The 12,815-nt window shown below is 71.9% G+C and carries 12 protein-coding genes and 1 pseudogene; 11 read left to right on the forward strand and 2 right to left on the reverse strand.

Translation table 11 applies throughout. The annotated features are described in order from the left end of the window. The 4 genes from AE652_RS21660 to folE form a co-directional block, all read left to right on the forward strand. Positions 1 to 658: ATP-binding protein (locus AE652_RS21660; RefSeq protein WP_049654050.1), on the forward strand; the 658-nt coding region annotated here is incomplete at its 5' end. A 71-nt stretch (positions 659 to 729) separates the two neighbouring features. Then, positions 730 to 1,284, forward strand: coding sequence for a hypoxanthine phosphoribosyltransferase (gene hpt, locus AE652_RS21665; protein WP_049654051.1), 555 nt, complete (start codon positions 730 to 732; stop codon positions 1,282 to 1,284). Positions 1,285 to 1,513: 229 nt separating this feature from the next. Beyond that, positions 1,514 to 3,568 (forward strand): ATP-dependent zinc metalloprotease FtsH, encoded by a 2,055-nt coding sequence (gene ftsH, locus AE652_RS21670; protein WP_049654053.1) that lies wholly within the window; start codon positions 1,514 to 1,516, stop codon positions 3,566 to 3,568. 106 nt (positions 3,569 to 3,674) lie between these two features. Continuing rightward, complete coding sequence (folE, locus tag AE652_RS21675; RefSeq protein WP_049654054.1) at positions 3,675 to 4,280, forward strand: GTP cyclohydrolase I FolE; 606 nt, start codon at positions 3,675 to 3,677, stop codon at positions 4,278 to 4,280. Between the two features lie 21 nt (positions 4,281 to 4,301). Here folE and AE652_RS21680 read toward each other — a convergent pair whose 3' ends face one another. Continuing rightward, positions 4,302 to 5,096: a ferritin-like domain-containing protein gene (locus AE652_RS21680; protein ID WP_049654056.1), complete on the reverse strand. Its 795-nt coding sequence runs from the start codon at positions 5,094 to 5,096 to the stop codon at positions 4,302 to 4,304. Positions 5,097 to 5,209: 113 nt separating this feature from the next. After that, positions 5,210 to 6,364 (reverse strand): esterase family protein, encoded by a 1,155-nt coding sequence (locus tag AE652_RS21685; protein ID WP_063780220.1) that lies wholly within the window; start codon positions 6,362 to 6,364, stop codon positions 5,210 to 5,212. Positions 6,365 to 6,741: 377 nt separating this feature from the next. Between AE652_RS21685 and AE652_RS21690 the strand changes: the two genes are divergently transcribed. From AE652_RS21690 to AE652_RS21720, 7 genes and pseudogenes are all read left to right on the forward strand, one after another. Then, the gene (locus AE652_RS21690; protein WP_079272951.1) at positions 6,742 to 8,583 is read left to right on the forward strand and encodes a phosphatidylglycerol lysyltransferase domain-containing protein; all 1,842 of its coding nucleotides are present in this window, start codon (positions 6,742 to 6,744) and stop codon (positions 8,581 to 8,583) included. A 90-nt stretch (positions 8,584 to 8,673) separates the two neighbouring features. After that, the gene (gene folP, locus AE652_RS21695) at positions 8,674 to 9,546 is read left to right on the forward strand and encodes a dihydropteroate synthase (RefSeq protein WP_049654059.1); all 873 of its coding nucleotides are present in this window, start codon (positions 8,674 to 8,676) and stop codon (positions 9,544 to 9,546) included. Between the two features lie 28 nt (positions 9,547 to 9,574). Next, complete coding sequence (locus AE652_RS21700; protein ID WP_049654066.1) at positions 9,575 to 10,054, forward strand: nuclear transport factor 2 family protein; 480 nt, start codon at positions 9,575 to 9,577, stop codon at positions 10,052 to 10,054. Positions 10,055 to 10,300: 246 nt separating this feature from the next. Next, positions 10,301 to 10,660, forward strand: a complete 360-nt coding sequence (gene folB / locus AE652_RS21705) for a dihydroneopterin aldolase (RefSeq protein WP_049654068.1) — start codon at positions 10,301 to 10,303, stop codon at positions 10,658 to 10,660. A 120-nt stretch (positions 10,661 to 10,780) separates the two neighbouring features. Continuing rightward, positions 10,781 to 11,380 carry a 2-amino-4-hydroxy-6-hydroxymethyldihydropteridine diphosphokinase gene (gene folK / locus AE652_RS21710; protein ID WP_049654060.1) on the forward strand — a complete coding sequence of 200 codons (600 nt, stop codon included), beginning with the start codon at positions 10,781 to 10,783 and terminating at the stop codon, positions 11,378 to 11,380. Between the two features lie 178 nt (positions 11,381 to 11,558). Further along, a complete protein-coding gene (locus tag AE652_RS21715; RefSeq protein WP_049654061.1) occupies positions 11,559 to 12,047 on the forward strand; it encodes a DUF3180 domain-containing protein in 489 nt (162 codons plus the stop codon). 214 nt (positions 12,048 to 12,261) lie between these two features. Further along, positions 12,262 to 12,815: pseudogene (locus tag AE652_RS21720) on the forward strand (hypothetical protein); the annotation flags it as partial.

Below are 12,815 nucleotides of genomic sequence, written 5' to 3' on the forward strand. Positions count from 1 at the left end.
CCGCTACGCCGCCCTGGACGCGGCCGCCGACCGCCACGGCGCGATCGCGGTGCTGCTCGGCCACACCCGGGACGACCAGGCCGAGACCGTGCTGCTGGGCCTGGCCCGCGGCTCCGGCTCCCGCTCGCTGGCCGGGATGCCCGCCCAGAAGGGCCGCTACCGCCGCCCGCTGCTGGAGCTGGACCGGGCGGCCACCCGGCAGGCCTGCGCCGCCCAGTCGATCCCGGTCTGGGACGACCCGCACAACTGTGATCCCGCCTACACCCGCTCCCGGGTCCGCCACGAGGTGCTGCCGGTCCTGGAGAAGCACCTGGGCGGCGGGGTGGTCGAGGCGCTGGCCCGCACCGCCCGGCTGTTCCGCGACGACGCCGACGCCCTCGACCAGTGGGCCGCACTGGCCGAACGCGACCTCCGTACGGGCGACGGCGCCCTGGACGCCGTGAAGCTGGCCGAACTGCCGCCCGCGGTGCGCCGCCGGGTGCTGCGCCGGGCCGCGCTGCGGGCGGGCTGTCCGGCCGGGGACCTGTTCGCCCGGCACCTGGAGACGATCGACCTGCTGGTCACCGGATGGCGCGGACAGGGCCCGCTGCACCTACCCGGGGGCGTCGAGGCCACCCGCAGGTGTGGCACGCTGGTCTTTCGGCGGCAGGGCGACTGACGGGCGAGGCATGCCCAGGGGGAGCCGACCGCCGGCCACACAGACCCCGAACGTTTGAGGACGTATCCCCGGTGGACCAGAACGACATGGGCGCTGACCTCGCGAAGGTGCTCATCAGCAAGGACGAGATCGACGCCAAGCTCCTGGAGCTGGCCGAGCGAATCGACCGGGACTACGCAGGCAAGGACCTGCTGATCGTCGGCGTCCTCAAGGGGGCTGTGATGGTCATGGCCGACCTGGCCCGGACCCTGCACTCGCAGGTCACCATGGACTGGATGGCCGTCTCCTCGTACGGGATGGGCACCAAGTCCTCCGGTGTGGTGCGGATCCTGAAGGACCTGGACACCGACATCGCCGGCCGTGACGTCCTGATCGTCGAGGACATCATCGACTCCGGTCTGACGCTGTCCTGGCTGCTCGGCAACCTGGGCTCGCGCGGTCCGGCCTCGCTGGAGGTCTGCGCGCTGCTCCGCAAGCCGGACGCCGCCAAGGTCGAGATCGACGTCAAGTACGTCGGCTTCGACATCCCCAACGAGTTCGTGGTCGGCTACGGCCTGGACTACGCGGAGAAGCTGCGCAACCTCCCCTTCATCGGGACCCTCGCCCCGCACGTCTACGGCGGCTGACGGCCCCGTTCGGGTTACGGGCGGGAACAGTAGGCCGTTCCCGCCCGTTGGACCCCCGGGGACAAAGAACCACAGCCGTCTCGCCGTGCTCCCGCCATGGGTGGGTCCGACTGCGGTACGGTCCAATAAACCGCTCTTCACATGAGCACCAATCGGATTGCGCCGCGGCCCAACAGCCCCCCGGCGCCGTTGAGTGGCAGGAGGGACGGGGCGGCAACGCCCCGCATGGATGGACGTCAAGCGATACTTCCGTGCGCCGATCATGTGGATCGTGCTGGCCGTCCTCGCCGTCATCGTGCTGATGCAGGTCGTTTCGGACTCCAACGGCTACAAGACGGTGGACACCGGTCAGGTCGTCGCGGCGATCGACGCGCACAACGTCAAGTCGGCGCAGATCACCACCGGTGACTCGAACACGATCAAGATCCAGCTCAAGGACGGCGCCACGCTGCCCAGTGCCGGAACGGGCAAGACCCCGTCCGGTACCAAGTTCCAGGCCTCTTACATCGGCGACCAGGGTGTCGCCATCGCCGACAAGCTCCAGGCCCAGGTCAACGACAAGGACTCGAGCACGCTCGCCGAGGGCTACACGATCAGCCCGGAGAAGCAGAGCACCTTCGTCAGCCTGCTGCTGTCGATGCTCCCGATCGTGATCATCGTCCTGGTCTTCCTGTTCCTGATGAACCAGATGCAGGGCGGCGGCTCCCGGGTCATGCAGTTCGGCAAGTCCAAGGCCAAGCTGCTCACCAAGGACACCCCGAAGACCACCTTCGCCGACGTCGCCGGCGCGGACGAGGCGGTCGAGGAGCTCCACGAGATCAAGGAGTTCCTCCAGGAGCCGGCCAAGTTCCAGGCCGTCGGCGCCAAGATCCCCAAGGGCGTGCTGCTCTACGGCCCGCCCGGCACCGGCAAGACCCTGCTGGCCCGCGCCGTCGCGGGCGAGGCCGGGGTGCCCTTCTACTCCATCTCCGGCTCGGACTTCGTCGAGATGTTCGTCGGTGTCGGCGCCAGCCGCGTCCGCGACCTCTTCGAGCAGGCCAAGGCGAACGCCCCGGCGATCGTCTTCGTCGACGAGATCGACGCCGTCGGCCGGCACCGCGGTGCGGGCCTCGGCGGCGGCCACGACGAGCGCGAGCAGACCCTCAACCAGCTGCTGGTCGAGATGGACGGCTTCGACGTCAAGGGCGGCGTGATCCTGATCGCCGCGACCAACCGCCCCGACATCCTGGACCCGGCGCTGCTGCGCCCGGGCCGCTTCGACCGCCAGATCGCGGTCGAGCGCCCCGACCTCCAGGGCCGGCTGGACATCCTCAAGGTGCACCAGAAGGGCAAGCCGATCGCGCCCGACGTCGACCTGTCGGCCGTCGCCAAGCGCACCCCCGGCTTCACCGGTGCCGACCTGTCGAACGTCCTCAACGAGGCGGCGCTGCTGACCGCCCGCTCGGACAAGAAGCTGATCGACAACGGCATCCTGGACGAGGCGATCGACCGCGTCGTGGCCGGTCCGCAGAAGCGCACGCGGATCATGTCCGACCGGGAGAAGAAGATCACCGCGTACCACGAGGGCGGCCACGCCCTGGTCGCGGCGGCCTGCCAGTACAGCGACCCGGTGCACAAGATCACCATCCTGTCCCGCGGCCGGGCCCTCGGCTACACCATGGTGCTGCCGGACGAGGACAAGTACTCCACCACCCGCAACGAGATGCTCGACCAGCTCGCCTACATGATGGGCGGGCGCGCGGCGGAGGAGCTGGTCTTCCACGACCCGACCACCGGTGCCTCGAACGACATCGAGAAGGCCACCGCGACGGCCCGGGCCATGGTCACCCAGTACGGCATGACCGAGCGCCTCGGCGCGATCAAGTTCGGCTCGGACAACTCGGAGCCGTTCCTCGGCCGCGAGATGGGCCACCAGCGCGACTACTCGGAAGAGGTCGCCGGGCTGGTCGACGAAGAGGTCAAGAAGCTCATCGACACGGCGCACAACGAGGCCTGGGAGATCCTGGTCGAGAACCGCGACGTGCTCGACAACCTGGTCCTGGAGCTCCTGGAGAAGGAGACCCTGAACAAGGAGCAGATCGCCGAGGTCTTCGCCCCGATCGTCAAGCGCCCGACCCGGCCGGCCTGGACGGGCTCCGCCCGCCGCACGCCGTCCACCCGGCCTCCGGTGCAGTCCCCGAAGGAGCTGGCGCTCACCAACGGCGCCGCCTCCGGCGAGGCCGCTCCGGTGGACGTCGTGAAGCTCCCGCCGCTGCCGGCCACCGAGCCGCCGACCGAGGGCTGACCCCCGCTCCGTAGGGAATGGATGCCGCGTCACCAGGGTTTGTACCCTGGAGGCGCGGCATCCGTGCTGTTCAGCCAGAGTCTTCCGATACATAAGCGAGGCCCGCATGATCGACCCGGTGACCTTCGACGGTCCGCCCGCCGTCGGTACCTTCGACCAGAAGCGGGCCGAGAACGCCATCCGCGAGCTGCTCCTCGCCGTCGGGGAGGACCCGGACCGCGAGGGCCTGCTGGAGACCCCGGCCCGGGTGGCGCGCGCCTACAAGGAGATATTCGCGGGCCTGTGGCAGGAGCCCGAGGACGTCCTCACCACCACCTTCGACCTCGGCCACGACGAGATGGTGCTGGTCAAGGACATCGAGCTGACCTCGGTCTGCGAGCACCACCTGGTGCCGTTCCGCGGCGTGGCCCACGTCGGGTACATCCCGTCCACCAGCGGCAAGATCACCGGGCTGTCCAAGCTCGCCCGGCTGGTCGACGTCTACGCCCGCCGGCCGCAGGTGCAGGAGCGGCTGACCAGCCAGGTCGCCGACGCGCTGATGCGGATCCTGGAGCCGCGCGGGGCGATCGTCGTGGTCGAGTGCGAGCACATGTGCATGTCGATGCGCGGCATCCGCAAGCCCGGCGCCAAGACCATCACCTCCTGCGTGCGCGGCCAGCTGCGCGACCCGGCCACCCGGGCCGAGGCGATGAGCCTCATCATCGGCCGGTAGGGCGCCGGCCGGGCCGACGGTTCAGGAACCGGGCACCTCGTGCTCCGCGTGCGGCGGAGCCGGGGTGCCCAGCGCGTTGCGGTGCTCGGGCATCCGCAGCGTGACCATCCGGCGCCAGCCGTAGGCGCGGTCGTACAGGTGGAGCGCGCGCACCCCGAGGGTGATCAGGGCGAGCTGCCAGCGCGGCCAGCGCAGGATCCGGGCCATCCGGGCGGTGACGGCGAGGCCGACGTCCCGGTAGGTGCGGACCTCGCCCCGGGCGCTGGTCTCCAGGGCGTGCCGGACGTACGGGCCGTGGCCCTCGGAGATCAGCCGCAGCAGCTCCTCGTGGCAGTAGGCGAGGTGGTCGTCCTCGTCGGCGGAGATCACCCGCATCGCCCGGCCGAGGGCCGGGTTGTCCGCGTACGCCCTGACCAGCTGCCGCATCTGCTCGGCGGCGCGCTGCTCGGTGACCCGGCTGTGCGCGAGGTAGGTGATGAGCTCGCGGTCGGTCAGCGGGACGTCGCTGTTCAGCCGTTCGTGCGAGAGGCCGATGCCCTGGCGCTCCAGCAGCATGCAGTAGTCGGTCTCGTCGGGCACGGGCACCTTGGGCAGGCCGCGCCGGTTCAGCAGCTGGGCGAAGATCCGGCCGTGCTTGCGCTCGTCGGCACCGTGCCGGGCGACCTTCGGGGCGAGGACCGGGTCCCGGGTGAGGGCGGCGATCCGCTCGTTCTCCCAGCCGCCCTGGTCCTCGCCGCCGGCCGCGATGCTGCAGAACAGCTGGTACGCCTGGTCGTTGCGGTAGATCTCGTCGAAGAGCGAGCGGGTGCTCAGCACAGTGCCTCCTGCGCGGGTCCGGGCGCGCCCGGCGGGGGCCGACGGGCGGTCGCGATACGTTCCCCCGGGCCGCCGGCCGGGCGGGCCGACCGGCGGGTAGTCACCCACGTGCGCTAGCCGAGGTGCGAGCCCAGCCATTCGAGGGTGGCCGGCAGCTCCCTGGTCCAGCTGTCGAAGTTGTGCCCGCCGTCGTCCAGGTAGAGCGAGTCGATCTTGAACTGGGGGTTGGCCGCCGCGGTCCTGGTGGCGAGGTCGACGAACTGGACGGTCTGCGGGTAGTCCCCCTCCGCGCGGGTGGAGACCGCCAGCACGTTGAGCGCCGGGACCGGCAGGTTCTGCAGCCGCCAGCCGAGGTCGTGCTGCTGGGCCAGCGCCTTGTCGCCGTTGAAGAGGTCGCCGCCGGTGTAGTTGTCCTGGCGCACGGTGAAGTCGCCGTGCAGGCTCGCCGCGCTGCCGTAGACGTTCGGGAAGCGCATCGCCAGGCGCAGCGCGCAGCTGCCGCCGGTGGAGTAGCCGAGGGTGCCCCAGGAGCCGGCCGTGCGGCCGACCCGGTAGGCGCTGAGGATGGCCTCGGGGACGTCCTTGACGAACCAGGTCTCGGTGCGCGGCCCGCCGGGGACGTCCACGCACTCGGTGTCCCGGGACGGGACGACCGCCGGGCGGGCCATCACCAGGACGGTCGGCGGCATCTTGCCGGAGCGCTGCAGCTCGATCGCGGTCTGGGCGAGGGGCAGCTCGTGCAGCAGGTTCAGGGTGGTGCCCGGGTAGCCGGCGATGGCCAGCAGGACGGGGAAGCGGACCAGGGTGAGCTTCGGGTCGAAGTACGCGGGCGGCAGGTAGACGAACATCTGGTCGGAGAAGCCCGTCTCCTTGCCGCTCACCCGGACCGACTCGATCCTGCCGACCTCCTCGGGCGGGCCCTTCGGCAGGTTGGTGATGGTCTCCAGGCCGCCCTCGGTGGTGGGCTGGACCAGCGCGTCGGGGACCGGGGTGCCGCCCCTGTGGTTCTCGTTGCCGGCCAGCGCGAGCTTGGCGCCGCCGGGGCTGAGCAGGTCGTCCCAGGAGGTGTAGAACCCGAAGGAGTTGTTCACCGACAGCGCGAGCACGGCCAGGACCGAGGCTTGAACGACCGTCAGTAACCCGATCCGGCCGAGCACCGGCAGCGGACGTTGCGGCGCCAGCCGCGGCCAGAGCCACAGGGTCGTGACGACCGCCGCGGCGCCGAGTGCGAGAAGCGAGTTCACCAGCGCGTCGCTGGTCAGTTCCATGCCGTCGGCCTTCCGGTGGGACACTGTCGGTGCAGGCTTCATCGTCTGGCGGTCCGTCAGGCCGGGCCACCGTGGCTAGGCTGTCCGGATGCCCGGGCGGGCTGGTAGGGCGGGGAGAGCCGGAGGCAACCGGCGCCCTAGAATGCGGCGTCCACCGTACGTAACGCGTCCCGGAGGGTCCCGTCGCGCCACGCTGCGGCGGGCCCCCGGCTCCCACCGCCGGCTCAACCCGCAGCGCGACCACGGCCCCGGTTTACCGACCGTTTCCGGGTCCTTGGTATGCGCATTGCCTGATGAAGGAATAGGCATGAAGGTCCATCACGCGTCCTCCCCCGGAGTGACCGGACACCGCACCGCAGCCTCTACGCTGAGCTTCCATGAGCGTTCCCGTGTCCGTTGAGCCGAGCCCCGAGCAGCCGCCGCGCCGTCGCCGCGGCCTGCAGACGCTGCGCAACCAGGCGTCCGCCGTCCCGAGGGCCTGGCTCCCCGGAGCGGTCGGCTACGCCTGTCTGCTGATCGGGCTCGTGGACATCGCCAGCGCGGTGTTCCCCAGGCTCCGGCACACGAAGGTGCACACCTTCGCGGGGCAGCTGCCGGGCGGCACCACCAGCCTGGCGGCGGTCGGCGCGCTGATGGTCGGCATCCTGCTGGTGCCGCTGGCGCACGCGCTGCGCCGGCGCAAGCGGCGGGCCTGGCGGGCGGTCTGCGTGCTGCTGCCGGTCAGCGCCGGGCTGCACATCGTGCGCTGGCACCAGATCGGCCCGGCGGTCGTCTCGCTGGTGGTCCTCGCCGTGATGCTGGTCCACCAGCGCGAGTTCTACGCCAAGGCCGACCCGCGCACCCGCTGGCGGGCGGTGGTCAACCTGGTCGTCATGGGCGTCCTCAGCGTGCTGCTCGGCCTGCTGATCGTGAGCACCCGGACCAAGTACGAGATCGGCCACCCGGGCCTGACCGAGCGCCTGCAGCACGTCGGGTACGGACTGTTCGGCTTCGAGGGCCCGATCCGGTACAACAACGTCCGGATGTCCGACCTGGTCGCCTACCTGCTCGGCGGGCTCGGCCTGCTGACCGCCTTCACCACCGCGTACCTGGCGCTGCGCCCGGGCAAGCCGAAGCCCGAGCTGACGGCGGAGGACGAGGAGAAGGTCCGCGAGCTGCTCAAGCGGCACGGCGAGCGCGACTCGCTCGGCTACTTCGCGCTGCGCCGCGACAAGAGCGTGCTGTTCTCGCCCACGGGCAAGGCCGCGATCTCCTACCGGGTGGTCTCCGGCGTGATGCTGGCCTCCGGCGACCCGGTCGGCGACGTCGAGGCCTGGCCGGGTGCGATCAAGGTGTTCATGGCCGAGGCCCGCGAGCACGCCTGGGTGCCGGCCGTGATGGGGTGCAGCGAGGTCGGCGGCGAGGTCTGGACCCGTGAGGCGGGCCTGGACGCGCTGGAGCTGGGCGACGAGGCGATCGTGGACACCGCGTCCTTCTCGCTCTCCGGCCGGGCCATGCGCAACGTGCGCCAGATGGTCAAGCGGATCGAGCGCAACGGCTACTCCTGCCAGGTGCGCCGGGTCTCCGAGCTCACCGTGGAGGAGAAGTACCGGATCGCCGACGCCGCCGCCCGCTGGCGCGGCACCGACACCGAGCGCGGCTTCTCGATGGCCCTCGGCCGCTTCGGCGACCCGCTGGACGACGACTGCGTGGTGGTCACCGCCCACAAGGCCCCGGAGGAGGGCGAGGAGGGCGACGACCTGAAGGCCGTGCTGCACTTCGTGCCCTGGGGGCCGGACGGCATCTCGCTGGAGCTGATGCGCCGCGACCGCGCCGCCGACCCGGGCCTGAACGAGCTGCTGATCGTCGCCGCGCTGCAGGCGGTGCCCGCGATGGGCGTGCGCCGGGTGTCGCTCAACTTCGCGATGTTCCGCTCGGCGCTGGCCCGCGGCGAGCGGATCGGCGCCGGCCCGGTGCTGCGCGCCTGGCGGGGGCTGCTGGTGTTCCTGTCGCGCTGGTTCCAGATCGAGTCGCTGTACAAGTTCAACGCCAAGTTCCAGCCCGAGTGGGAGCCGCGCTTCCTGGTCTTCCCGAGCACCCGGGACCTGCCGCGGATCGGCTTCGCCGCGATGCAGGCGGAGGCCTTCATCACGCTCGGGATGCCGCGTCTCGGCCGCCGGCGCCAGCGCGAGGGGCTGATGCCGGTCCCGTCGACCCGTGAGGTCACCGAGGCCGCCTGAGGCCCGTCGCGGGCCTTCGGGGCCGCGACGGCACGGAACGGGGCCCCCGCCGAGAATCCTCGGCGGGGGCCCCGTTCGATAATGGGAAGCATGAACGATTCGCCCTCCTTCTCCCTGCCGGCCGGTCTGCCGCGACTGGAGCGCTGCGCCGTGATGGGCGTGGTCAACGTCACGCCCGACTCCTTCTCGGACGGCGGGATGTGGCACGACCCCGCCAAGGCGATCGCGCACGGCCTCGCACTGCGGGCTCGCGGCGCCGACCTGGTGGACGTCGGCGGCGAGTCCACCCGGCCGGGCTCGCAGCGGGTCCCCGAGGAGGAGGAGCTGCGCCGGGTGATCCCGGTGGTGCGCGAGCTCGCCGACGCCGGGGTGGTGGTCTCGGTGGACACCATGCGCGCCTCGGTCGCCGAGCGGGCCGTCGAGGCCGGCGCCGCGATCGTCAACGACGTCTCCGGGGGACTCGCCGACCCGGCGATGGCCCGGGTGGTCGCCGAGACCGGCGCGCCCTTCGTGGTGATGCACTGGCGCGGGCAGTCCGCCGACATGGACCGGATGGCCGTCTACGACGACGTCGTGCGGGACGTGGTCGCCGAGCTGACCGACCGGGTGGACGCGCTGCTGGCGGCCGGGGTCAAGGAGGACCAGCTGATCCTCGACCCGGGGCTCGGCTTCGCCAAGACCTCCGAGCACAACTGGGCGCTGCTCGGCCGGCTGGACGCGCTCACCGCGCTCGGCCGTCCCGTGCTCGTGGCGGCTTCGCGCAAGCGGTTCCTGGGTACGCTGCTCGCCGACCCGGCAACCGGGGAACTGCGCCCGGCCCGGGAGCGCGACGACGCGACGGCCGCGGTGTCGGTGCTGTCCGCACGGGCGGGAGCCTGGGCGGTGCGGGTGCACGACGTGTCCGGCACGGCGGATGCCGTCCGGGTGGTCGCGGCCTGGCAGCACGCGGCGCGGTTGGGGTGAGGGAGGGTCTGTGACAGGTGACGGCAGGTTGAGCGGCGGTACGGCCGGGCGGGCCCGCGAGGCGGACCTGGAGGCCGTTCTGGCGGCGAACCAGGGGCTCTACGAGGCGCTGGAACGGGGGGACCTGGAAGCGGTCGAGGACGCCTGGCTGGGCGCCGCGGACGCCGACGACAAGGGTGGCGTGGTGTGCGTGCACCCGGGCTGGCCGGTGCTCCGCGGCCGGGCCCAGGTGACCCGTTCGTACATGCTGATCATGATGAACACGGAGTACATCCAGTTCTTCCTGACCGATGTCGAGGCCGAGGTGCACGGTGATGTGGCCCTTGTCACGTGCACCGAGAACATCCTGTCCGGCGGAGAGTCGGAGGAGGAGGGGGAACTCGGGCCGCTGGTCGGCGGAAAGGTCGTGTCGACGAATCTGTTCCGTCGTACCCCGGCCGGGTGGAAGCTCTGGTCGCATCACGGTTCACCCGTTCTGACCAGCGGGGACGACGACGAGGAGAGCTGATTCCGGCACTTGCGGAAATGCGGTGCCGGGAAGTCGCCGGGAATTTCCGAGTGGTCACCGAACGTTCACGTCAATCGCCATATCGGTGCGCGTGGCGTCGGTTCGTGCCGGGTAGGACGGTCAGGCGTTGTCCGTGCTCGCGGGTAGATTCGAAACGGAGTGGCGGGCGTGCCGCCCGCCTTCGCCCTGCCCGTCCATGCCTTTCTCCGGGCGGGGCCCGTCCGACTGGGAGCAGTGATTCGTTTGCTGGACCGCGTCACCCTGCGGGGGCTGCGAGCCCGGGGCCACCACGGCGTCTTCGAGCGCGAGCGCGTCGAGGGGCAGACCTTCGTGGTCGACCTCGTGCTCCACCTGGACACCCGCCCCGCCGCGGCCGGAGACGACCTCACCCGCACCGCGCACTACGGGCTGGTGGCGGAGGAGGTCACCGCGATCATCGCCGGGGAGCCGGTCGACCTGATCGAGACGCTGGCCCAGCGGATCGCCGACCAGTGCCTCAAGCACGAAGCGGTCGAGGAGGTCGAGGTCACCGTGCACAAGCCGGACGCCCCGATCACCGTGCCGTTCGACGACGTGACCGTGACCATCCACCGGGGCCGCGCATGACCCCCACCGCGCGCCCGGTATCCGATGTAGAGGACGTTTTCCGATGAGCGAGCGAAGCGAGCGGATGATCAAGAGGTGCGCATGGGTGAGTGCCCCTGCTGAGCGAAGCGAGGCGGGCGCATGAGCACCAGTGACCCGACCGCCACGCCGAACGCGTTCGACCTGGAGAGCCGGGTGGACTCCGCCGACACCACGCTGCACAGCCAGCGCTGCGCGGTGATCGCGCTCGGCAGCAACCTGGGCAACCGGCTGGACACCCTCCAGGGGGCCGTCGACGCGCTCGCCGACACCCCGGGGCTGAAGATCAAGGCCGTCTCCGCGGTGTACGAGACCGAGGCCGTCGGCGGGCCCGAGGAGCAGCCGAACTACTACAACGCGGTCGTGGTGCTGCGCACCTCGCTGCCCCCGCGGGACCTGCTGGAGCGCGGCAACGCCATCGAGGACGCCTTCGGGCGGGTGCGGACCGTCCACTGGGGCCCGCGCACCCTGGACGTCGACATCCTGGCCTACGAGGGCGTGCTGAGCGACGACCCGCAGCTGCTGCTGCCGCACCCGCGCTCGCACGAGCGGGCCTTCGTGCTCGCCCCCTGGCTGGACGCCCAGCCGGAGGCCGAGGTGCCCGGGCACGGGCGGGTGGACGCGCTGCTGACCGCGCTGGGCGGTCCGGACGCGCAGGGCGTGAAGCGCCGCGAGGACATCGGGCTGACGCTGCCCGAGTAGGTCCGGAGGCCGGTGACCGGGGCCGTTGCCCGGGGAACTCGGCCGGGGGCCCGGCCGTACGAGTAGGTGTCCGCCGTTCACGCGGGTGCCCGCCCGGCCGGGCCCGGTACGGTGGCCTGGCGTCGCCGCGCCACCGGGCGGGCGGCCGGTTCGGGTACCCGGGAAGGACCTCCTCCGAGTGAAGCTGCTTCGCCTCCGCCTCCTGATCGGCATCACCGCCGCCACGACGGCGCTGTCCTGGGCCGGCTCCAAGCTGTGGGCCTCCGTGGACACGCTGCCTGCGGTGCCGGCCGCGGCGCCGGTGGTGCTGGCGGCGGTCGCGGTGGTCCTGCTGGCGACCGCGCTGTCGCTGCGGGCCCGGCTGAAGGCGGTGCGCGAGCGGCAGCCCGGGGCGAAGGGGGTCGACCCGCTGCTGGCGGCCCGGGCGGTGGTGCTGGGGCAGGCCAGCGCGCTGGTCTCCTCGGTGGTCACCGGGATCTACGCGGGGGCCGGGATCTACCTGCTGGGCGAGCTGGACGTGTCGGCCCGCAAGGACCAGGCCGTGACGGCCGGGCTCGCGGTGCTGGCGGGGGCCGCGGTGATCGCGGCGGCGCTCTGGATCCAGCACGTGTGCAAGCTGCCGGAGAACCACGACGACCCGGGCGGTCCGGCGGCGTCGCACCGCTGAGACGCGGCCGGGGCCCCGCCGGGGCGCCGCCCGGGCGTCACGGGGGCCTCGACGGCCCCGCCGGCACCGTCGGCCTCGTCGGCACCGCTGAGCAGGGCTTTCTTCGTGATCTTGCGTGAGAATCCGGGCACGTGCGGTAAAAACCGCACCCTGTCAAGGGCGGAAGGGGACCCTGGGCTGACAGGCCCCCAATTCGCACGCTAGTTTCTTGGACATGTCTCGCGGACGCCACCGTCATTCCTCCGTCCTCGGCCGGGTCTTTCCCCCCACCGCCGCCGGCGTGCTGCTGGTCGCCGCACTGGCCGCTCTGCTTTTCAGTCAGGACACCGTCCTGGTGCGCTCGGTGGGCGTCGCGGCGGTGATCGCGACGCTCGGCTTCGCGCTGCTGCTGCGCCAGCGGGACAAGGCGGCCCGGGCGGCCGCCGAGACGTCCGCGGCCCAGCGGCTGCGCGCCGAGGAGCGGTTCGAGGAGCAGCTGGCCGAGGCCGAGTACGCGGCGGAGGTCGCCGAGGAGCGGGCCACCCGGTTCGGGCGGCGGCTGACGGCGGAGAAGTCGCGGCTGGCGAAGGCCGAGACCGAGATCGCCAGGCTGCTGCGCGAGCGGGCCGTGGCGGTGGCCGAGCAGGCGCTCAAGGAGGCCGAGGCGGCCCAGCAGGCGCTCGCCGCGAGCCGTCCGAAGCATCCGGCCAGCCCGGCCGCCTACGTGCGGGCGGCGTCCGTGCTGCGGCTGCTGGAGCGCCGCGCGGCGGAGCAGGAGGCCCGGCGGGC

The organism is Kitasatospora sp. MY 5-36 (assembly GCF_001182915.1).
Taxonomy (GTDB): Bacteria; Actinomycetota; Actinomycetes; order Streptomycetales; family Streptomycetaceae; genus Kitasatospora.